At 66.3% G+C, this 21,569-nt stretch carries 14 protein-coding genes and 3 pseudogenes; 7 read left to right on the plus strand and 10 right to left on the minus strand.

Features of this window, described 5'->3' with window-relative positions:
* The first annotated feature begins 72 nt into the window (after positions 1 to 72).
* A complete protein-coding gene (locus R6Y94_RS23380; RefSeq protein ID WP_318398108.1) occupies positions 73 to 1,626 on the plus strand; it encodes an ISL3 family transposase in 1,554 nt (517 codons plus the stop codon).
* 86 nt (positions 1,627 to 1,712) lie between these two features.
* Here the strand turns inward: R6Y94_RS23380 and R6Y94_RS23385 are convergent.
* From R6Y94_RS23385 to R6Y94_RS23400, 4 genes and pseudogenes are all read right to left on the minus strand, one after another.
* A pseudogene (locus R6Y94_RS23385) lies at positions 1,713 to 1,970 on the minus strand (ATP-binding protein); the annotation flags it as partial.
* Positions 1,971 to 2,086: 116 nt separating this feature from the next.
* On the minus strand, positions 2,087 to 3,643 hold the full coding sequence (gene ltrA / locus R6Y94_RS23390) for a group II intron reverse transcriptase/maturase (RefSeq protein WP_318398048.1): 1,557 nt from the start codon (positions 3,641 to 3,643) through the stop codon (positions 2,087 to 2,089).
* A 75-nt stretch (positions 3,644 to 3,718) separates the two neighbouring features.
* Positions 3,719 to 4,885 carry a low temperature requirement protein A gene (locus R6Y94_RS23395; RefSeq protein ID WP_318398049.1) on the minus strand — a complete coding sequence of 389 codons (1,167 nt, stop codon included), beginning with the start codon at positions 4,883 to 4,885 and terminating at the stop codon, positions 3,719 to 3,721.
* Positions 4,886 to 6,008: 1,123 nt separating this feature from the next.
* Positions 6,009 to 6,845 (minus strand): hypothetical protein, encoded by an 837-nt coding sequence (locus R6Y94_RS23400; RefSeq protein ID WP_318398050.1) that lies wholly within the window; start codon positions 6,843 to 6,845, stop codon positions 6,009 to 6,011.
* A 27-nt stretch (positions 6,846 to 6,872) separates the two neighbouring features.
* Between R6Y94_RS23400 and R6Y94_RS23405 the strand changes: the two genes are divergently transcribed.
* Positions 6,873 to 7,076, plus strand: a complete 204-nt coding sequence (locus tag R6Y94_RS23405; protein ID WP_318398051.1) for a hypothetical protein — start codon at positions 6,873 to 6,875, stop codon at positions 7,074 to 7,076.
* Between the two features lie 13 nt (positions 7,077 to 7,089).
* Here R6Y94_RS23405 and R6Y94_RS23410 read toward each other — a convergent pair whose 3' ends face one another.
* Positions 7,090 to 7,872, minus strand: coding sequence for a transposase family protein (locus R6Y94_RS23410; protein ID WP_318398052.1), 783 nt, complete (start codon positions 7,870 to 7,872; stop codon positions 7,090 to 7,092).
* 381 nt (positions 7,873 to 8,253) lie between these two features.
* Here R6Y94_RS23410 and R6Y94_RS45255 point away from each other — a divergent pair.
* From R6Y94_RS45255 to R6Y94_RS23425, 5 genes and pseudogenes are all read left to right on the plus strand, one after another.
* Positions 8,254 to 8,596, plus strand: a pseudogene (locus R6Y94_RS45255) (IS110 family transposase); the annotation flags it as partial.
* Between the two features lie 270 nt (positions 8,597 to 8,866).
* Positions 8,867 to 9,241 (plus strand): transposase, encoded by a 375-nt coding sequence (locus R6Y94_RS45260; RefSeq protein ID WP_412102858.1) that lies wholly within the window; start codon positions 8,867 to 8,869, stop codon positions 9,239 to 9,241.
* Between the two features lie 270 nt (positions 9,242 to 9,511).
* Entirely contained in the window at positions 9,512 to 10,213 is a 702-nt protein-coding gene (locus R6Y94_RS23420) for an SAVED domain-containing protein (protein ID WP_318398109.1), read from the plus strand.
* A complete protein-coding gene (locus R6Y94_RS45265) occupies positions 10,179 to 10,262 on the plus strand; it encodes a hypothetical protein (protein ID WP_412102859.1) in 84 nt (27 codons plus the stop codon). Before R6Y94_RS23420 ends, R6Y94_RS45265 begins: the two co-directional genes overlap by 35 nt.
* Before the next feature lie 452 nt (positions 10,263 to 10,714).
* On the plus strand, positions 10,715 to 11,779 hold the full coding sequence (locus R6Y94_RS23425) for an integrase core domain-containing protein (RefSeq protein ID WP_318398054.1): 1,065 nt from the start codon (positions 10,715 to 10,717) through the stop codon (positions 11,777 to 11,779).
* A gap of 400 nt (positions 11,780 to 12,179) precedes the next feature.
* On the opposite strand, the gene R6Y94_RS23430 is transcribed toward R6Y94_RS23425, so the two are convergent.
* From R6Y94_RS23430 to R6Y94_RS23450, 5 genes and pseudogenes are all read right to left on the minus strand, one after another.
* Complete coding sequence (locus R6Y94_RS23430; protein WP_318398055.1) at positions 12,180 to 12,593, minus strand: DUF4259 domain-containing protein; 414 nt, start codon at positions 12,591 to 12,593, stop codon at positions 12,180 to 12,182.
* Positions 12,594 to 13,165: 572 nt separating this feature from the next.
* The gene (locus tag R6Y94_RS23435; RefSeq protein WP_318398056.1) at positions 13,166 to 13,639 is read right to left on the minus strand and encodes an NUDIX domain-containing protein; all 474 of its coding nucleotides are present in this window, start codon (positions 13,637 to 13,639) and stop codon (positions 13,166 to 13,168) included.
* Positions 13,636 to 13,941: pseudogene (locus tag R6Y94_RS23440) on the minus strand (XRE family transcriptional regulator); the annotation flags it as partial. The gene R6Y94_RS23435 and the pseudogene R6Y94_RS23440, both read right to left, overlap by 4 nt.
* A 423-nt stretch (positions 13,942 to 14,364) precedes the next feature.
* The gene (locus tag R6Y94_RS23445) at positions 14,365 to 14,631 is read right to left on the minus strand and encodes a DUF6959 family protein (protein WP_318398057.1); all 267 of its coding nucleotides are present in this window, start codon (positions 14,629 to 14,631) and stop codon (positions 14,365 to 14,367) included.
* 5 nt (positions 14,632 to 14,636) lie between these two features.
* Positions 14,637 to 21,452 (minus strand): polymorphic toxin-type HINT domain-containing protein, encoded by a 6,816-nt coding sequence (locus R6Y94_RS23450; protein WP_318398058.1) that lies wholly within the window; start codon positions 21,450 to 21,452, stop codon positions 14,637 to 14,639.
* Positions 21,453 to 21,569 lie beyond the last annotated feature (117 nt).

Consider the following 21,569-nt stretch of genomic DNA (forward strand, 5'->3'; position numbering starts at 1 on the left):
TTGATTCACTGTGTAGGGTCGGCGGCCGTGCGATTGGCTGACCTCGCGGTGCTGCTGCCGCACCTGGCTGGCGTGGGCGTTGACCGGATCGAGCGTCGCGCTGGTGGTCTGCGGTTATGGGCCCGATCGCGGGCCCTTCAGGCGGTCTGTGGCAGATGCGGCCGCGACGGCAGCCGGGTTCACAGTCGCTATGAGCGCCGGTTGACCGACGCCGCGTTGGCTGGCGAGCCGGTGGAGATCCGGCTGCGGGTGCGACGGTTCTTCTGCGACACCCCGGCGTGCCCCGCGCGCACGTTTGTTGAGCAGGTTCCTGGCTTGACCCGTAGGTATGCCAGGCACAGTCCGCCGTCGCAGCGGTCGCTGGAGAGGATCGGGTTGGTGCTGGCCGGCCGGGCCGGCGCCCGGCTGGCCAGCCGGTTGGGCTGGACCGTCGGCCGCAGCAGCATCCTGCGCGGGCTACGCGCCTTGCCCGAGCCGGAATCACCGACCCCCACCGTGCTTGGTGTGGACGACTTCGCCCTCCGCCGAGGCCGCCACTACGCCACCGTGCTGATCGACCTCACCACCCGTCGTCCGATCGACGTGCTACCCGACCGTGAAGCGGCCACCCTCGCCGGCTGGCTGGCCAACCACCCGCAGGTCCGGGTCGTCTGCCGGGACCGGGCCAATGCCTACGCCGACGGCGCTCGCACCGGAGCGCCGCAGGCCATTCAGGTCGCCGACCGCTGGCATTTGTGGCACAACCTGGCCGAACACGCCGAGAAGACGGTAGCCCGGCACCACCGCTGCCTCACCGAACCGCTACGCCCACCACCGTCACCATCGGGACCGGACCTGGGCCAGGTCACGACCCAAGCCCAGGTCGACCGGGCCGAGCAAGGACTGCTGGTCCCGCGTCTACGACGCGACTACGCGCAGGTCCAAGCGCTGCGTGGGCAGGGCGTTACGATCAAGGCGATCAGCCGCCAGCTCGGTATGGGCCGTAACACTGTGCGCCGGTTCGCCCGCGCCAGCAGCGTCGAAGAGCTCCTCGCCAAGGCCCACGCCGGACGACCCAGCATCCTTGACGAGCATGCCGCCTACCTGCGGCAGCGGTGGAACGACGGGACCACCAACGCCGCCCTCCTGTTCGCCGAGATCCGCGCCCGCAGCTACCGCGGCACGATCGCCACCCTGCGCACCTACCTCCAACCCCTGCGAACGGCCACCGCCGCAGCCTCAGCTCCGTGGCGACCACCCAAGGTCCGCGCCATCACCACCTGGCTGCTCCGACATCCCGACACCCTCGACGCCGACGAACGGGACCACCTGACCCAGGCACGCGCCGCCTGCCCACACCTGGACGCACTGGCTAGGCACGTCACCGCGTTCGCGGAGATCCTCACCGGCAGACACGGCCACCGACTCGACACCTGGATAGCCGCCGTGAACGCCGACGACCAGCCCGACCTGCACTCCTTCACCGCCGGCCTGCGCCGAGACCACCACGCCGTCGTCAACGGCCTGACCCTGCCCTACAGTTCCGGACCTGTCGAAGGGCATGTCAACCGAATCAAGATGATCAAGCGACAGATGTACGGCAGAGCCAACCTCGACCTGCTCCGCAAACGCGTCTTGCTGGCCTGACAGGGTCCACCCTCATCACGAAATTTGGGCCAGATCCCGAATTTTGACCCTCTGGCGACGGCTGAAATCTGACCCCCCTTTGTTGGTCATCGGTCGTCGTTGGTGGCCGCGGGGACGCGGCCGAGGTCGCGGTCTTTGAGTCGGTAGCTGTCTCCCTTGAGTGAGATGACTTCGGCGTGGTGGACGAGGCGGTCGATCATTGCGGCGGCGACGATGTCGTCGCCGAAGACCTCGCCCCAGCGGCCGAAGGGCTTGTTGCTGGTGACGATGAGGCTGGCGCGTTCGTATCTGGCGGAGACGAGTTGGAAGAACAGGTTGGCCGCTTCGGGTTCGAACGGGATGTGTTGGGTCGGGGACGAGACGCCGTGCAGCGTTTCGGCTGTCGGTTTCCTCGTCCCCGCCCTCCGAACCGGACGTGCAGGTCGTCCCCGCATCCGGCTCTCCACGTGTTCACGATGGGTTAGCTGATCAGTTCGCTGACCTGGGCGACGAAGAGCCCATCGTCGTGGCTGGTCTGGCGGAAGCGTGCTCCGGCAGGGTCGACCACGTCGATGTTGTAGGGCGTGCAGATCTGCTGGCCGCGGAAGCGGTAGCGTTCGACTCTCATCTTCGCCGGGTTGTAGAGGGTGACGTCATCCTCGGTGATCCGGTCGGCGCCGTAGTAGCGTCGCCGGATCTGTTTCCAGGTCAGGTGGGGGTGCTTGCGGCGAATCCAGCCGATCATCCGCCACCAGGCGTACCAGCCCAGGTAGGAGAACGTCCTCTTGGAGACGCCGTAACGGAAGTACGCGGCCCAGCCGCGCAGGATCGGGTTGATCTTCCGCAGCACCTCGGACAGGGTCATCGAGGTGGTTCCTCGCCTGGTCCATTGCTTGATCTTGTGCATGACGGCTGCGAGGGCGTCCTTCGCGGGCCAGGTCAGCACCACCGGTCGGCCGTTCCACTGCTTGCGCTGGACGCGGAAGCCAAGGAAGTTGAACCCGGCGTCGATGTGGGTGATCAGGGTCTTCTCATCCGAGAGGGTCATCTTCAACTGTTGGCCCACGATCTCGGCGATCTGCTGCTTGATCTGCTCGGCCTCGTCCCTGGTGCCATGCACGAGCACCACGAAGTCGTCGGCGTAACGGATCATGCGGTAGTTCGGCCGGCCCGTCCGGCGGCGATACTGCCGCCGCCATCCCGGGCTCATCTGCTCGTCCCAGACCTTCGCGAAGTGCCGGTCCAGGACAGACAGGTAGATGTTGGCCAACAACGGGCTGATGACCCCGCCTTGCGGCGTGCCGGTCAGGCTCGTCGCGAAGCCACCGTGCAGTTCGACAACCCCGGCGCGCAGGAACGCCCGCACCAGCCGCAGCACCCTCTTATCGGTGACGCGTTCGCGCACCAGGCCCATGAGGACCTGGTGGTCGACGTTGTCGAAGCAAGCCTTGATGTCGCCCTCGATGATCCACTCGTAGGTCGACGGCTTGCGGGTGAAATGGTGGATCTCGGCAATGGCGTCCTGAGCCCGCCGTCCAGGCCGATACCCGTAGCTCGCAGGGTAAAAGTCGACCTCGAAGATCGGTTCCAGGACCAACTTCAGGGCCATCTGCGCGACCCGGTCCCGCAGTGTCGGTATCCCGAGGTAGCGAACCTTGCCGCCCTTCTTCGGAATCGTCGTCTGCCGCACCGGCAACGGTGTGAAACTGCCGTCGCGCAGCGATGTCCGCAAGTTCTCCAGGAACGGGATCAACCCGTCGTCGCGGACGACGGCGAACCGTGTCACCGCATCCACCCCTGCGGTCATCGACCCTTTGTTGCCTGCCACTCGTTCCCAGGCGTGCATCAGCGTCGCCCGGTCGCAGACCAAGTTGAACAGGTCAACGAACCGCCGCAGCGGTTCGGTTCTTGCCCATCGGTGCAGCTTGCGCTGGTGTTCGAGTACCCGTCTCTCGGCTTGGCCGAAGCTCGGCCACTCCGGGAGCGGTTCGCCGCTGTTCAGCGGCGACTCCTCCGTCGAGCACACGCTGCTGATCACGCTGTCGCCCTTCCCCATGTGCCGGGCTTTCCCCAGCTCGGAGTACTACGGCGACTCCGCCACGACCCGATGCCATCAGCGGGCGTCACACCTGCCCGCCGGACGGCTGGCCGCGTCAGCGACCGCTACCCCGGCGAGGACGACGGCGGCGGCGGCCGCGACGATGAGTGGCGGCACGAGGATCATCGCCGGCGAAATGACAGCGAGTACGAGCACTCCGATCACACGGTCTCGGGACACCCGGGCGAACACCGCGTACTCGAGAATGGCCCGGCCGGCGAGGAACAGTGCGGGCCCGCCGAGGACGACGGCGATCCACGCCGGCCGGGTGTGCCCGGACGGATGCCTGATGACCAGCTCGTCGCCGACCGAAATCGCGACAACACCGGCGACCATCACCGCGTGGGCGTACAACACGGAGTTGACAACGCGGAGCGGATCCGGGGCCGCGGCGACGGCCGCGCCCAACACCTCACCGGCCCGGTAGATGTAGATGCGCCACAACAGCACCGTGGTCACGAACGCCACCACGACCGCCGCCGTGCGGTCGGCCACGAGGCCGCCGCTGGCGTATGCCAGCCCGGACACCACGATCAACTCGCCGAGCGCGATGATGAAGAACTGCCGATGCCGCTCGGCCACGAACTCGCTCAAGAATGAAAACTCCGCCGGTCTCGCGCTGGGCAGCCCCGGCGTTGGAAGGCCGAGTCTGGGCGCCGCGGAGTCCACGGCCACCGCGACCGCCCACAGCACCCCACGGGCCCAACCGTGCGCGAGCGCGCCGGCGAGCCACAGCGGCGCCGACACCACGAACCAGAACAGCGTCCGCAGCTCGAAGCGCTGCCGCTCGACGCCCCGTGTGACGAGCACGAGGAAGAAGCTGCGACCGACCTGGACGGCGACGTACGCGCCGGCGAAGACCAGACCGTGCGGACCGAACGCCTCAGGCGCCACCACTGCGAGCAGAAAGCTGCCGAACATGCAGCCGATGACCAGCGCCTGTATCGCCGGCTGGGCCGGGTCGAACCTGTTGGCTACCCCCGCGGTGTGGCCCCACACCCAAAACACTGCGAGCAGCACCACCACCGTCTGGAAGGCGCCGCTCCAGGTCAGACGCTCCAGCAACCCTTGCGAGAGCCGGAAGAGCGCGAAGACGAACACCAGGTCGAAGAACAGTTCCAGGAACGTGGCCCGGCCCGGATCCTCAGGTCCGCGCAGCAGCGTGGCTGCCCTACTCCTCATTGGTTCGCCCCGCTCTGTCGACTTCACACCGGTCTTGACGCAGTCGTACCACACCAATGGGCGTCGAACGTCGCCGACGAGACACTCCGCGCGACGACCGCTGCGTGGCCGATGGGTGCCGGCCACCCGAGCGACCGCTGAGCGAACCGCGGAGTCCGAGGCGGAACCGGCCGTATAGCGGGTACCGCGACGATCCGCAAGGGCGGCGCCTCCGGCGGGTAGGGCCCCCGACCCTGCGACCCGGATCCGGCCTCCGGCGGCCAGGACCACTCGCCCTGGACCCCCGGCGCTCCGGCGACGGCTCACCAGTGACACACCAAAATCAACCAGACCACGCCCGGCCGGTCCAGGGCGTACGTCCGGTGGGCCGCACCACCTGGACCGACCGCCGTTCCGGCGACCTCCTCCACGTCTTGACCAGCAATGATCCGACTACGCCATAACCCTGGGACGCTGGGCATCCGAATGGCCGCGATTGCCAGTGGCCGCCGTTTCGTGATCGACCTCTACCGGTTCGACCCACCATCCACAAACGAGCCCAACGCGACCCCTCCGGACCCGTCAGACGACGACTCCGGACAGAGGGGGCCCACCCACCGGACACCCCACCTGGCCTGAAGCGGTACGCGCCGTCCGCGCTGGCTCACCCCCTGGCGCCTGCTGCACCGCTGGCGGCAAGCATGGACGGACCAACCACCACCCCGCGAACTCCAGCAACTCCTCAATGCCGTCGCAAACGGCCAAGCCGCGCCGCGCCGGCGGGCGCCTCGCCTGACGAGGTAACCGGGGGTGTGTCAGACACGAAGGGCTCTGGCGCGAAGACGGTGGTGGAGCCTGTCGCCAGTGGCAGCTGCGGTGCGGCACACTCGGCACCGGTGTGCCTCCGACCTGATCAAGATGTGGTCACGTCCAGGGAAGTGGTGTACGACTTGCCCGTAATGGGCGTGTTGCGTAGATAGGAGACGGCCACCGCGCGATCCTTCGAGACGGCTAATCCAACGAAGGAGAGTGAGCCTTTTCCAACCTGACCGCACTGGTCACGGCAGGGATGGGAGTGTCCCGGCGCTGACGGCGGGCCTGAAGGGTGACTCACCCCAGCGGATCAACGACTCCGGACAGCTGGTTAGCGCGACCGGGGTTTGCTGTTCTCAGGCGAGCGCTGGTTCCCTGTTGGTCGCTGTCCAGCCACTGCCGGCCCGACGAGTCGGTCAGTTGGGGCGAGGTCGGCGAGGTCGGCCTCGAAAATATGGCGGGTGGTTCGTACGATGAGGCGGCTTCCGCAGGTGCTGACCAGGCGGAACTTCTCCAGCGGGAGGCCGGCGGGATCGGTCAGGACGACCGGGCCGTGTCCAGCGATGGTGTCGTCGAGTAGGCGGCATTCGGTCAGGCGGTACGGGTTCCCGTATTCGCCGATGAGAACGGCCTCGTCGTCGTAGACCAGTACGGCTCTCGCGCCGCGGACTGGACCCGGTCGGAAGGGCCGGACTTCGGTGTCGGTGATCCGGATGAGCGGGAATCCGGTGTAGTAGTAGGCCCAGGTGGTGCGGGCGTCGACGTTGAGGGCGTAGCAGTCGGCGATGTGGTCGAATCCCGGCGGCGGCCAGTACGACCACAGCCGCCGGCCGTACTCGTCGAATCGTGCTGCGCCAGCGGCGCTGAGCGGGTCGCCGCCGTAGACGCCCTCGTCGAAGTAGCCGACCCAGATGGTGCCCGGCTCGTCGATGGCGAGGTGGCTGATGCCGTCGCCGAGCCGGAACGACCGTACGGGCTGGCCGGAGGTGTCGAAGACCTGCGCGTTGTCTTGAGCAATTTCGTGCGGCTGGCGGGTGCAACGGGACTGGACCAGCAGGAACTCTCCGCCGGGCAGCAGGTCGACCCGGGACGGCGCTATCGTCACGCCGCTCAGCGAAACCTGGCGCCAGCCGTGCCCGGCGTCGTGCAGGTGGATTCGCACCCGCACGTCCCGTAGCCGGTTGCGCCGACGGCAGTGTTCCGAAACGGCGATCAATCGGCCTTCGACGGTTGCGTTCAGCGCGACGAGGTCTTCCCCTGCGCTCAACGGTGGGAGTTCGGCTATCCGACGGCCGCGCAGCGTACGCATCACGATCTTGTACCACCCCTGAAGGTCGAGCCGGATTACCGCCGCGCGGAGATCGTGCTGATAGGTTCGATCTTTGAGATCGAAGTGTGAAGGTTGGCCCTCTTCATCCTGCTATGACGGTCGCTTCGATCGTATGGAGGACGAGGATGGCCTGCACGATCGCGGTGGCGCGGCGTGGGCAGCAGCGCAGCTTGACCAGGATCTTCCAGGTCTTGAGGGTGGCGACGGCGCGTTCGCCCAATGCGCGGATGCGGGCGTGGGATCGGTTGATCGTCTTCTGCCGCCGCGACAGCTGTGGCCGGTGTCGATGGCGCTTGAACGGGGTACGGACCGTGCCGCCGGCGCCTTGATATCCTTTGTCCGCAAACGTAATCACGTTGCGGCAGGTCAACGCGTCGATCAGGCCGGTTGTCCGCGCGGCGGTCAGGTCGTGCGCCGCGCCGGGCAGGGCGGGCGACGCCCAGACAAGTCGGCCGGCGGGGTCCGCCACGACCTGCACGTTCACTCCATGTCGGCGATGTTTCCCCGAGTAGTACGGCCGTTGGTCAGCGACCCGGTCGATCGGGATGAGGGTGCCGTCGAGGATCGCGTACGCCAGTCGTGCGGCTCGTCCCACGCAGGCGTCCAGGTCATCGGCAATGACGGTGAGCAGGTCGATCGCTTCCTGCATGTAGCGCCAGGCGGTGGTGGTACCGATGGCGAACCCGGCGGCGAGACGGGCGTAGGTGTCGCCGTTGCACAGGTGAGCGAGGACCAGCAGCGCTTGCCGTCCGGGATCCATGCGCCGCCACCGGCATCGACGCTGCGCGTGTCGGGCACGGATCAGGCCGGCCAGACGGGCCAGGGTGCGAGTCGACAGCGGGATCGCGGCAGGGTAAGACAGCAACGAGGCTCCGGTGGGGCATCGGACGCTTCTATAGATGTGCCGGTCCGGGGAGGGATTGGTACCGGTAGGGTCCGGCGTCGGTGATCTACGAGTGACTCAACCAAGATCTGGCCACCTCGCGGTGTGCCGTTCATCGGACTTGTCCTCGTAGGTTGCCGGCGCCGGCCCGGCCCGCCTTGCTGGCCTGATCAGAAGCCTGTCCGCGTTGTCGCGTGACTCATCACAGATGTGCCGCCGGGTGACCGCCTCCCGGGCCGACGCTGTCCGAATGTCGGCCCAAAAAGAGGAGACCTCGTGTCGTCCGTCCTGGCAGAACGACTCGCAGATCGCGTCGACGCGATCATCGGCGTGGACACTCACACCGACACCCACACCGCGGCGGTGATCTCGCCGGTCGGGTCAGTCCTGGCCGAACTCACCGTCACGGCCACAGCCGACGGCGTCGCCTCCCTGCTGGCCTGGGCCGGTGAGCACACCGACGGGCTCGGCTCCGGCCGTCGCGCCTGGGCACTGGACAGTGCACGCTCGCACGGAGTCGGACTGCTACGCGCACTTCGCACCGCCAACGAAACCGTCTTCGAGGCGCCCAAACCCACGGCGACGGCGCGGCGGCAAGTCCGACTCCCTGGACGCGGTCCACGCCGCCCGAGCCGTCCTAGCCGCCGACCACACCACCACGCCGCGCGCCGACGGCGACCGCGAAGCCCTACGGATCCTGCACGCCTGCCGCCGCCACTACACCGACACCCGCACCGCCACGGTCAACCTGTTCAAGTCACTGATCCTCACCGCCGACGACGAGTTACGCGACCAGTTCCGCAGCCGAAACACCGACCAGCAAGTCCGCCTCGCCGCCGACCTCACCGCTGGCGAGAACACGGATGCGCTCGCACGCCCGCGCCGTGACCAGATGGCCGCCCTGGCCAACCACATCCGTGACCTTGACCGGCTGCTGGCCACGAACCTGCGCCAGATCCGCGACCTGGTCACCGCAATGTGTCCGCCGCTGCTCAAGCAGCCCGGCATCGGCCCCGTCACGGCTGCGGTCGCTCTGATCTCCTGGTCGCACCACGGCCGCGTTCGCAGCAAAGCCGCCTTCGCCGCCCTCGCCGGGGTCAGCCCCGTGCCCGCCAGCTCTGGCCGCACCGTCCGCCACCGCCTCAACCGCGGCGGCGACCGCACCCTCAACGCCGCCCTCCACACGATCGTCACCACCAGACGACGCATGAAACACGCCGCAACCAGCGCCTACATAGCCCGCCGCACCGCCGAAGGACTCACCCCGAAGGAGATCCTGCCCTGTCTCAAGCGCTACACCGCCCGCCAACTCTTCCGGCTCATGCAGACCACCACGACCACACACACTTGACAAACCACACTCACAGACTGCTGTCCTACCGGGAGCCCCAGCTCACCCCGACCTCAGCCCCTCCACCTCCCGTGACCAGCATCATCACGATGGAAAAGGCTCACTGACACGCCTACACGTCCACCGACACGACCGACTCGGCGGACTTCTACCTGAATACGAGCATGCCGCCTGACCAGCGCGGACGAGGTTTTCGGCACCCGCAGGGTCAAAACCAGCCGCACCGAGAAACACGCCGCGGACATCGCCGACGCGGTCAACCGGCTCGGCATTCGGGCGCAAGACCCGTTCACCGTCCTAGCCATCAAGGCCCTGGACGAGGAACCCGAACTTCCCGACGCCGGCGTCGAACTCGACTGGGTCGACCGGTTCCGCGGCACCGAAGCCCGCAATCGCCGTGGCCTCAAAGACCCCCGCGAATGGGAAACGGTCCTGCGTCCCCAGCTTCCCCAAGCTCAGCGCACCCTGCGTAGCCGCAGAGCTCGGCGCATCCTCATCACCGGCACCATGCGCCTGCCTACCTGGTTCACCGCAGGCGTCACGTTCCAGGAGACCGCCGGCTTCACCCCAGCCAAAATCAAAGACGGCCAGCTCCGGGTCAAGCCCACAAGGATCATCACGCCCGCGCCAATCGTCCTGTCCAGTCCGGTCGCCGACCTCCCAACCGGTGTCGAGATGGCGCTCGCGTTGGCGATCTCCGCCGACCCGACCGAAGACGTCAGGCGACATATCGCCTTGGCCGGCCGTAACCTCCCGATCATCACCGCTTACCTACCAGGCGGCGTCTCCAACGCGAATGTCACCGGCTGCGACCACGCCTACGGCATTTCGTTGGCAGTCCGGGACCTCGCTTGCGAGATCGCCCGGACCGTAAACCCTCCTGTCCTCCAACCTGTTCATGGCAGCACCGGCCGGACTCGCCGTCCTGCTCGGCGGCATCTGGGACCGGGTACCCACAATCCAGACATATGAGGATCTCAACGGCATCGGATATGAGCCCGCATTTCTCATACCAAACTGATCGTGGCGTCTCGGTCTATCAGAAGCGCGACGGCAGATCTGCGCACCTTCGGTCCCACGGTGAGTAGAGTCCCGCGCGAGTTGCCGGTGTCCGGGTGCTTCACGCCCGGCCGTGATCCGGACCTCCGGGAAAGTCGGTCTCTGTGAGGGCGAGCTTCGTGGGACGACCTGGGGTCTGCTGCCGGCCGGAGGAAGCTGCGTCGACTCGGCATGCAAATCGTCAGTCAACGAGGTAGTGGGCTTCGATGTAGGCGACGGTGGAGTCGTACGGCTCCCCGAGCGGCTTCAACTTGTACCGGCGGAAGGCGGCTGCGGTGGCGCGGCGGACGCCTCGGTTGCGAGCGTCTGCGTTGTCCCACGACTGGGCGAGGGTGCGGGTGACCTGTACGGTGCCAATACCTGTCGCACCGGCTGTGAGCTGGTACTTCGTGAGCTTGGAGCACCTTCATGGCCATGGTGCTCCGATTGGTCTATCTGGTCGCGATCCGCATGTTCGACGCCCTGCTGCGCGCGGCCCGTAGCGACAACGTCGTGCTCGCGGAACTGCTGGCCCTTCGCCATGAAGTCGCGGTGCTACGCCGTCAGGTCCACGGCCGACCACGCCTGTCCTGGCCAGACCGGGCGATCCTGTCCGCCCTGTCCCGCCGCTTGCCCCGCGCGGTCCGCATCCACCGGATCGTAACCCCGGCGACCCTGCTCGCCTGGCACCGCCGGCTGGTCCAACGCCACTGGACCTACCCCCAACGCGGCGGCCGACCACCCGTCAGCGACGCGATCCGCGAGCTCATCCACCGAATGGCCCGCGACAACCCCCGCTGGGGCCACAAGAGAATCCAAGGCGAACTGCTGGGACTGGGCCACCGCGTCGGCCTCGGCACCATCCGCCGAGTCCTGACCCGTGGTCACCTCGGCCCCGCACCCCGCGACACCGACACCTCCTGGCGGACATTCCTGCGTACCCAGGCCACCGGACTGCTGGCCGCCGACTTCTTCCACGTCGATACCGTGTGGCCGCGCCGGCTGTACGTGCTGGTCGTCATGGAGATCGCGACCCGCCGGGCGCACCTGCTCGGCGTGACCGACCACCCGACCCAGGCGTGGGTGACGCAGCAGGCCCGCAACCTCCTCATGAACCTCGGCGAACGCACCAGCGACTTCCGGTTCATCATCCGCGACCGCGACACCAAGTACGCCGCATCGTTCGACGCCGTGCTCGCCGACGAGGGCGTACAGGTGGTAGAGACACCACCGCGTACACCGACGGCGAACTGTTTCGTCGAGCGCTGGGGTCGCAGCATGCGCGAGGAGTGCACCGACCACGTCCTGGTCTACGGCCAGCGGCACGCCAGGATAGTGCTGACCGAGTACGTCCGACACTTCAATGACCATCGGCCGCACCAGGGGCGCGGGCAGGTACCGCCAAACCGTGAGCCGGGCATCGTGACGCCGATCGACGGCGTTGTCCGACGCCGACGACGACTCGGCGGGGTCATCAACGAGTACTACCGGGCCGCTTAAACGGATCTACGAATCCGCAGGTCAGAGACCGGAACCTCGTTTTGGCACCCTACAGCCCAACGGCCGAAGTGTCGGCTGCGGCGATAGCGTTTGCTCAACCACAACGCCAGCCGCATCCGCACGTAGTACCTGATCTTGCTGAAGCGTTCGGCTGAGTAACGACGCCGCAGGCTTCGCTTCACGCTACGGACCGCTCAGTCGCTCCCCCAGCAGGGCTTTCGACACTGGGCTTCGACCCGGCCCGTTTCCAGACCGAGCCGCCAGTCTGCTACCGGGCCTCCTGGCAGCTACCCGGACCGGACTTCCACCGGCAAGCGACGACGAGCTACGCACGAAGATCAACCACCTACACGATCAACCTCCACTCTGCTGGGCGCACGAAAATGGCTCAATGAAGATGCTATTCGCTCCTCAGCGCGTCAATAGATATAGCCTCTACAGCCTGGCTCCATTCGTCTCCGGCGCCGACCTGCGCCCATAAGCGACGAACCTCCGAATCCGGCTGTCGAACTCGCTCAAGGGCCGCGACGACCAGTGGAAGGAGATCGGTTGGCACCTGTGGGATGCTTGACTCCAGTTCGACTTCCTCAAGAATGTCCGTCCGCTCCCACCTCTTCGCCACTACGATTGCGGCCGCAGCGACGGCCGCCTCACCTACATCACGTTGGATATATGAACCCTCGGGAGCGTCGGCGGCGGCATTGAGCGCCGATCGGAGAAGATCGACCACCTGATCGCCATCCAGACCTCGAACTTCATCACAGAAATCAAGCGCGAAGTCGTTATCAAACGGTCCTACATCAGAAGCGCTCATCTACATCTTCCCGCCTATTGCTGCCGCAGCCAGTCACGGGCCGCTTGTATGTACTGTGGCCCGTTCGGGTTCGTCAAATCGATTGCGTCTTGCTTAGCAAGGACAGGGGTATACCAGAGTTGAACCATCTCCTCAAGGCCCCGCCGAACGTTGGGGTCATCGGTGCGGTAGAGTACCACACCCCTAAGCCCAGGGTAAGTCTTGTTGTGCTTGCGGAGCCTATCCGCGAGATCAGTGGCCATGCCCGTGCGGTGTACTTTTCCGCTTTCACCCACGAGAGCATATATGCCACCTCGTGCATTGGGGTCGCCAACAGCCTGATGCCCGGCACTCAATAGCCCTGCGCCGCAGTTATTGTGCACGAGGACCGGGGTTTTGCCGGCTACCACATAGTACGTGTGGGATTTTCACCCCGTCACGCAGTGTGACTTACGTTTTTTTGGCGTTTCACCTGGCCTTTCGTGTGTGACACCAACTCGCCGCATGGAAATCTATCGGTGTTGACGGCGACGGTGACGGCAACCTGGGGAAACGTCCACACCCTTCAGCGGCCAGGGCATCGATGGGTGGCGTTATCCGAGGTAGGGGGTGTCGCGGTGCTCGGCGTGGTGGTGGAGGCGGAGTCGGACGGTGTCGTGGATGGGGATGTGGTCGAAGTCGGTGGGGTGGATGAAGCGGACCTCGGTGGACTCGTCGCTGATGGTCAGCGTGCCGCCGGTGACTCGGGCGAGGTAGGTCACGGTGAACTCCTGCCGGACTTCGCCGTCGGCGTAGGCGATGACGTGTGCGGGGTCGGTGTAGATGCCGAGCAGGCCGGTGATCGCGATGTCGAGGCCGGTTTCTTCTTTGACCTCGCGGACGGCGCACTGTTGAAGGGTTTCGCCGATGTCCATGGCGCCGCCGGGTAGGGACCAGTTGCCGGAGTCGGTGCGCCGTTGCAGCAGCACGCGGCCGTGGTCGTCGGTGACGATGGCGGCGGCGCCGGGGACGAGGCTGTTCGCGGTGGGGGCTTGGGGGTCGTGGTAGTAGTCGCGCCGGCCGGTCACCGGGTCTCCTTCGGGTAGGTTGTGGTGGTTTGCCAGATCTGTTCGAACTGGTCGGCGTGGGCGGCGAAGATGCCGTGCGGGGACAGTTCGCGCAGGTGCAGGGCGGGGTGTTGGTAGCCGCGGGCGCGGTAGAGGTGTGGGGTGACGATCATCCGGTGGTCGAACCGGAACACCGAGTTGTACAGGTGCACGGTGTGCAGCCCGATCTCCACCCCTGGGACGTGGTGGAGGGGTTCGCAGAAGTTGAGGGCGTTGCGGATGCGGCCGGGTAGGGTGCCGCCGATCTGTTCAAGAGCGGCCCGGCCGAAGCCGGGCCGCGCGCACGCGCTACAGGCCTACGGCCCCGCGCGCACGCCGCCATCGGCGATAGTCATTTATGAACACAGATGCGACTCCCGGTCTGACGGCAACCGTGACGGCAACCCGGACAGGCACCGGCATCCGTGAGCGCCTGCCCGCCACGGAACGTGACCATGACGGGCAAGCAACATGGGCAGACAGCCAACGACGTGTGGATGGTTGGCGGTGGTGTCCCGCTGGCCGGCTGGCTGTCGAGCGGGTCTGGTGCGGCTACCCAGGTGCGGCATGACGCGGTGCTCGGCGCGTGGCGGAGCAGGGGCCAGGAACTTCTCACATCACCGAGTCAGAGAACCCGGAGTACACTACGGGTCCGGGTTCTCTGATTCGGTGTACGTATAAATGCAGCCGCGTTGGCTATGTTGCTATTAGTACGGCAGCGGAAGCTGAGCCGCCGTCATCATCCTCTCATATTCATCGACCCAGAAAGTAATAGTTTCCTTCAGCTCACTTATCGTGTCCTGCACCTCTTCCGAGTCCAGGCTGGAGACTGCGTTGCTCAGATCTCGCACAATATCGCTCACAATCTTGATGGAATCGCCTTGGACAAGGAGCCCAGGAAACTTCCTTCCGGCCACTCGCGCCAATGCGAGATTACCAGCCACCTCGACGAGCTCCACTTGAAGGTGCGACATCTAACCTATCCCCTGGGGTAGAAAGTTATGTGCGGCAACTCTGTATTGAGCGGACCCGTGAATATATCTAGCCTCCCCTGCGGCCCCAGGGTAATATCCCCGAGCGGGAGCGAATTCTTGACTGAACTCTTCTTCCTACTATTGGCACCCGTGATCACGTAATCCCAATCAGATAGTGGATGCGCGGTTCCGCTGGCTCTGCTGCCCACCAAGCTAATAGGCATCCCAATCTTGTCGGCAGCATTTTGGATTCGCGTCGCTTCGCTTACGGTAATATTCTCGAGGCTTGCCCCCGCACCGACCGTTGGGCCGCACCCGGTGTTGTGCACCAGCACGGGCGTGTTGCCGGCGAGCACATAGTACGTGTGGATGTCGTCGACCGTGAGGTTGTAGGCGACCCCCCAGGTCTCGGTTGTGTCCAGCAGGCCGACGACCGGCACCTTTCCGCCTATGGCGCTCAGGAGCAGGTCGCCTGGGTCGAGGTGTTGGGCGTCTTGCCACTGCTGGTCGGTGTGGTTCCAGAAGGGGTGGTCTTCGGTAGTTGTGATCTTGGTGCCGTTGGCCAGCTTGAGGTCTACGAGTTGGTCTCCGTGCACCCAGACGTGGGTTACTTCACGCGGCCCGTGCTCCCGGGTTTCTGGTTCGGTTGCGAGGACGAGGTCGCCGACCTTGATGTCTTCGATGCGTTTGGTGCTGCCGTCGGCCATGAGGACCTGGGTGTCTGCCGCGAAGCTGCGGTAGCAGCTTCCTCCGGGGCCGACACGCCCCCGGCCCTTGCCGCTGGGGAGACCCGCTTGCAGGCTCTCGAACAGGGTGAAGAGAGGATCTGAGGACATACGTTGCTCGTAGTAGCCCAAGCCGTCGATTTGCCCGACCCACTCCGTGTTTTCGAGAGCCCACTGCGAGCACCAGTCGGCGTGCTCCTGGCAAATCTTGAAGCCGACATAGTATTCCTTGTTCTCAAGGCTGAGCCCCGCACCGTCAATGGACCACTTGTTGATCGCGTCCTCGAGTGCCTTGCGGTCCGGCGCCCCGATTCGCTTGTCTCCGAGGATGATCGCCGGCTTCGTTCTTGGCGGGGGCTTCGGAGCGGTGGGCTTCTTCTTGACTACGCCCCACTTTTTGGTCTTCGGGTTTTCGGCGAGTTGGGTTCCTTTGCCGCCGCCGGTGCTCCAGTAGTGGTCTTCTTCGTAGCCGCCGTTGGTGGCGAGGGGTCTGCGTCCGTCGGGGTCGCTGAGGGTGCTGGGGTTGTTGTTGGCGTAGCTGTAGCCGTGCAGGTGTTGTGGGTCGTCGATGACGAGCAGGGGGTCGACGCTGATGAAGCGGCCGAGGGTGGGGTCGTATTCGCGGGCGCCGAGGTGGGTGAGCCCGGTGGGGTCGGTGTCGCCTCCGACGAAGCCTTTGGGGTTCGGCCACGGGGGTTGGATGCCGCGGGGTTGGCCGTAGGGGGTTTGTCGGCGGGTGGTGACGGTTTCGGTGGCAGCGTCGATGGTGGTGTGTTGGGTGCCTTGGTGGTCGGTGTAGGTCCAGTTGAGGGCGGTGGGGGTGCGGGTGGCGATGAGTTTGCCGGCGAACGTGTAGTAGCGGGTTGCGGTGGTGGTGGTGGTGCCTTCCCGGCGGTGTTCTTGGCCTGGGAGGTAGAGGGTGGTGCCGGTGGCGTCGCGGCGGAGGAGTCGGTTGCCGTCGGCGTCGTGGATGTTGCTGCCGGCGGTAGGGGCGTCGCCGGAGATGGTGGTGAGGCGGTTTTCGGCGTCCCACGCGAGGTGTTGGGAGTTGGTGCCGGGTGGGCAGGTGTTGGCGACGTCGCCGGTGGGCCGGCAGGTGGTGTTTCCGGCGGCGTCGTAGCCGTAGCTGGTGACGACTGGGGGTTGGCCGGGGTTCTGGGTGGTGACGGCGGTGACGGCGTGTGGGCGGGCGACGTTCACGCCGCCGGTGGGGACGGTGTAGGTGCGGGTGGTGTCCCCGGTGGTGGTGTGGGCGGTTTCGGTGAGGCGGTTGCCGACTTTGTCGAAGGTCCAGTCGTGCCAGTAGGGCGCGGGGCCGCCGAGGTTGGGCAGGGTGGGGTCGGGTTCGCAGTCGACGCCGGTTTTCGGGGTCCAGGCGGAGGTGAGGCGTCGGAGGGTGTCGTGGCGGAAGCATTGGGTGTCGGTGCTGCCGGTCTGTGGGGTGTCGCTGATGGAGGTGATGTTGCCGGCGTCGTCGTAGCCGTAGTTGCGGTCGGAGACGATACCGCCGGCTTTGGGTTCGACGTGGGTTCGTTTGATTCGGCGAGTGGCCTCGTCGTAGGTGGTGGTGTCGATGACGTAGTCGAAGAGGTAGCCCTCGCGTTTGGTGCTCAGGGGTTCGCCGAAGGGTGTGTACTTCTGTTCGGTGACGTAGGTGGCCGCATCGGAGTTGGTGGTCAGCCCTGTCGGAAGGCCGGTCTGTCCATAGACGGTGGTGACCTGCTCACCGGCTAGGCCACCGCCCCCGATGTAGGTGAGGGCTGTTGGCGACCCGTCGTAGTCGGAATAAGTCTGGGTGAAGCTCCAGGTGCCCGCGATGCCGGTGCCTTCCACGGGCGGGATGACGTAGTGAACGGTGGCGGGCTGGTAGCGGGTACCGAAGGTGCGGACCTGCATCTTGTAGGCGTTGGTGGAGCCGGGTGGTTCGTAGCGGATGGTCTCCGTTAGTTGGCCGCGCAGGGTTTGTCCGGTGGCGAGTCTGTCGTACTTCCATTCGGCCCTTTTGGTCGCCGGGGTTACGGTGTCGTCGTAGATGCCGGTTTTGCGGCCGAGTCGGTCGTAGCTGTAGGCGAGGACTTCGCCGCGGGCGTCGATGGTTTTGGTCAGGTCGTTGTGGTCGTTGTATTCGGAGGTTGTGGTGCCCTTGTCGGGGTCCTTGGCCTGGATTTGGCGGCCTTTGACGTCGAAGGTGTAGGTCCATTCGTTGCCGTCGGGGTCGGCGACGGTGACGAGTTGTCCCTTGCGGTTGTAGGTGTAGCGGGTGGTCTGGTGGGGGCCGTCGACGCCTTGGTCGGTGGTGTGCTGTCGTAGTTCGACGGTGCGGCCGTGGGCGTCGGTGACGGTGGTGGTCGGGGTGCCGCCGTCCGGGGGTGTGACGCGGGTGGTGTCACCGGTGTAGGCGGTTGTGGTGCGCCACTTCTCGACCAGTGCGGTGGGGCCGCCTTCTGGGGTGCCGTTGCCGGAGGTGAGGAAGATTTCGGCGACCGGTCGGGACGCGTTGTCGTACACGGTCTGGGTTACTGCGGGTACGCGCCATTCGGATTCGCCCCACAGTTCGCCTCCGGCCGTGCCGAGCTTGTGGTGTGGGGCGTAGGTCATCTCGGGGCGGCCGGCCTTGTCGTAGCGGGTGTCGGTGATGATCCGGCCGCCACCGATGGCTTCGGTCTGAGACTGACGTGGGTGCAGCAGGGCGTCGAAGATCTCGTACAGGGTGCGGTAGTCGCCGCCGGCGTGCAGAGTCTTGGTGGCGACGTAGGGGTAGACGTCCCGCCCTGGCGCGTAATGGTAGGTATATCCCACGGAGGGGGAGTTCTCGCGGCCGGCCCGGTTCCAGCCGACTTCCCAGACCTTGACGATGCGGCCGAGCGGGTCGTACGTCATTTCGTTGACCCGGCCGTTCGGGTCGGTGGCCTTGATCGGCAGGCCCCAGTACGGGCGAGTGTCGACGCTGCTGGTCCAGCCTGTGGCGCCGCCATTCGGGTCGGGGGTGGTCGTGGTGACCCTGGTGACCGGCCCACCGGAGGCGGGTGTGTAGCCCGTAGTGGTGGTGTTACCCCGCACATCGGTGGTGGTCAGCACCCGGCCGAAGGCGTCGTGGCTGCTTTCGGCGGTGGTCTGCCACACCGTGCCCGTGGAAGCTGACCAATCTTTGAGTGCTTCGGCCTTGGTGACGACGCCTCTGGTGGGTTGGTCGCTGGGGCTAGCCTGGCCGTCGTAGTAGTTACGGACGTCGCTGATGATGTCGGCCGTGCTGGTCGGGTTGGTGCCGCAGGCCAGCGCGGTGACGGTGGTCTGCTTCACCGTCGTGGTGAGGTTCTTGCCGGTGTTGCGGTTGTAGTGGTGGGTGGTGCAGTCCTCGTCACCGGTCTTGGCGAGGTCGCCGTCGTCGCGGAGTGTTTCGAGGGTGCCGTAGGTGTCGTGGAAGGTGGAGTGGGTGCGGGTGGTGCGCCAGCCGGCCTGCCCGTCGGTGCCGAGGGCGGTCGCGCTGTAGACGGTGGCTGTATTGATGAAGCGGGCGGTGACCGTGTCACTGTTGATGGTCCGTGATGCGAGGGCCGGGGAGCGCCAGGGCACGTTGACGGTCTTGGAGACGGGTTTGGTGTTGACACCGTTGTAGACAACCTGTTCCCGAACCATGCCGGCGAACTGGTCCTCGTCCTGCACCGTCTCGTTCCCGAGGCTGGCGGGCACGATCACCTCGCGAATGCCGCCGGACGGGGATTGCCGGTCGCCGTGCATGCCGCGCAGGTACGTCGTCACCGTCAACGTCTGGCTCGGAGCCTCACCGACGCGGGTTTCGACGGTCTGATAGCCACGGAACTGGTTCCACGTCTTGCGTTTCGGCTTGATCAGGCCGTCGTCGTCCGCGTAGTGCCAGGCCGGCGCATCGAGATAGGTGTAGCGGGTGTGCTTGATCGGCGAGCTGTAGTTGACCCCGTCGACGGTCATCTCGATGTCGGACTCGGACACCTGTTCCACGACGTACTTGTGCCACCACTCCCGGATCTCCGGCCCGGTCGGGTTCGCCGGGTCCGGACCGATGACCGGGTAGCACAGTTTCGTGTTGGTGTGCGGCTCGCTGGGCAGGTTGTCGTCCGTGCACTCAGGTTCTCGGTAGGTGACCTGAATTTTCGCGCCGGTCTCGGTGATGATGTTCCCGATCCGGTTGCGGTTGTTGCTGGTGTTGTGATCGGTCAGGACACGGTTGCGCAGTGAGGTCGGCGCGAACGTCACCGGCGGCAGCGCGACCGGGGTCAGCGGGGTGGGGCCGGTGGAGTCGCTGTTGACGACGAGACCGGCGCGGGTGATCGAGTTGAGCCACATGCCGGCGTACTCGCTGCCGTCGCCGACCGGCGGGTAGGTGTGGTCGAGGGTCCAGGAGTCGACGTCCTGCCACGCGGGGGTGGTCTTGGTGGTGTCCCATGCCTGGGTGGTGACCTTCGCCAGCCGCTTCGTGGACCAGAAGGTGGGCGAGGAGTTGTCGTCACAGTCGGCGGTGGCACTGGTGCATTCCTGGTCCCAGGGCACATCCTTCCAGTGGGTGGCGTCGTGGGTGCCGCAGTCGGACTCGCACCGGTCACCGATCTGGAACAGCACCCGGGCGGTCGGGTTGACCGACCGGCTTACCGTGCCATCCGGCAGGATCCGGTCCCAGGTGCCGTAGTCGATCCGCCGCAGCGTTCCGCCGCGGACGTAGGAGAGGTTGTCACCCTCGCCGAGGTTCTTGGCGTAGTAGTTCGTTTCCTTGTCGTACCAGTAGGACATGGTGTTGCCGTGCGGGTCGACGACGTAGTCGAGGTTCCACCGCCACGCCTGGGTGCAGAACGAGCCGTCGAAGCCGCCGCTGCTGCTGTGGCACGGCTCGTTGTCGTGGTTACCGGCGACCGGCACCGTCCAGGTCGAGTTCGTCGTCGACGACTGGCCGGCCAGGTTGTTAAGGCCGAAGTAGTACTGCACACCGTCGGTGGTGGTCACCCTCCAGTGCTCGCCACCCTGCGCACCGTTGCTCGCACCCGCGAGTTTCTCGATCTTCGCGCCGCTCTCGTTGCGAGCATGCCAGCCCTTCCCCTCCTCGAAGACCAGCTCGGTGCCGCTACCGTTGAGCGACATGGTCGCGTTGTACGACCGCCAGCACAGGTCCCCGGTCCGCTCGCTGTTGTTCCCGCCGGTCATGTCATCGACGCAGGGCACATAGCTACGCTCGATGAACCCGGGCGAGTACTCGAACCCCTCCCCCACCCAGGACGGCTGGTTGTTCTCCGCGCTGGACCGGCCATCGGTGCTCGACGACGAGTACGACAAGGCGAGGTTCGGTGACGGCCCGCCGAGCGACGGCGGGACCCGCATCGGATACGACCAGGTGAAGTCCCCCGTGGACCCGCCGGACGACCAGGTCGCCGACGCCGCCAACGGGGTTGCGGTGAAGTCGCCCTCGGGGCCGGACGGGCCAGCGGCCAGCGCCACCAGAGTGCCGGTCGGCGCCGCAGCGACCTCGGCGGTCACCGTGCCGTCGGCGGCGTTGTTCACCGACGGCAACGGCGTCGGTCGGCAGCCATCATCTTCCGGCGTTTGCTCCGCACAGTTAGGTGGGAGCTGCCACAGCCGCAGTCGCGACGCCCAAGTGCCGCCGTAGGCGTACCGAAAGCTCCGGTAGTCGACCGACACGCTCATCGGCACCGCCGCAGAGGCTGCTGGTGTAACCGGCTTGACACGGACGAGTAGCCCGTCACGCCACCCCGCCGTGGCGGCGCGGTCGAGTACCTCCACGCCTACTTCCGACAGCGGGCCGCTGCCCGCCGTGGCGGCCACCCGGACCGGCAAGCCTTCCACCGGCACGCCACGGGTAGCGGCCCGCCGGTCGCCGGCGTCGGGGAGCGTCACCCGGGCGGTCCCGCGCCTGGGCCAGACCGGCGCTGGCAGCACGGCGCTGGCGGCCCGTTTCGCCGGCCACGCCTTGCCCTTCACCGGAGGTGCGGGCTTCTGCTTGTCCGGACGGAGTGTGGGGCGGGCCGGCGTGTCCGCCGGCGCCGCCTCCGCCGGGGGCACGTGCAGGAAGCTTGTCACCATGACCGCGCTGACCGCGGCGGCGACCAGCATTCGCGCGGACCTGCGCGAGGGCCGCAGGGTCCGGATCAGCTCGGACCATCGGCTGGGCTTACCGTTCACGACTGCCTCCCACCCTTGCCGTACACACCCGGAACCGCAGTTGATGCT

Source organism: Plantactinospora sp. KLBMP9567, from assembly GCF_033446045.1.
Classification (GTDB): Bacteria; Actinomycetota; Actinomycetes; order Mycobacteriales; family Micromonosporaceae; genus Plantactinospora.

Bases quoted from the DNA above. Each gene is read 5' to 3' on its own strand.
- R6Y94_RS23395 (WP_318398049.1), bottom strand. From the start codon at position 4,885: ATGAGGAGTAGGGCAGCCACGCTGCTGCGCGGACCTGAGGATCCGGGC.
- R6Y94_RS45260 (WP_412102858.1), top strand. From the start codon at position 8,867: ATGTGTCCGCCGCTGCTCAAGCAGCCCGGCATCGGCCCCGTCACGGCT.
- R6Y94_RS23425 (WP_318398054.1), top strand. From the start codon at position 10,715: ATGGTGCTCCGATTGGTCTATCTGGTCGCGATCCGCATGTTCGACGCC.
- R6Y94_RS23430 (WP_318398055.1), bottom strand. From the start codon at position 12,593: ATGAGCGCTTCTGATGTAGGACCGTTTGATAACGACTTCGCGCTTGAT.
- R6Y94_RS23445 (WP_318398057.1), bottom strand. From the start codon at position 14,631: ATGTCGCACCTTCAAGTGGAGCTCGTCGAGGTGGCTGGTAATCTCGCA.
- R6Y94_RS23450 (WP_318398058.1), bottom strand. From the start codon at position 21,452: ATGCTGGTCGCCGCCGCGGTCAGCGCGGTCATGGTGACAAGCTTCCTG.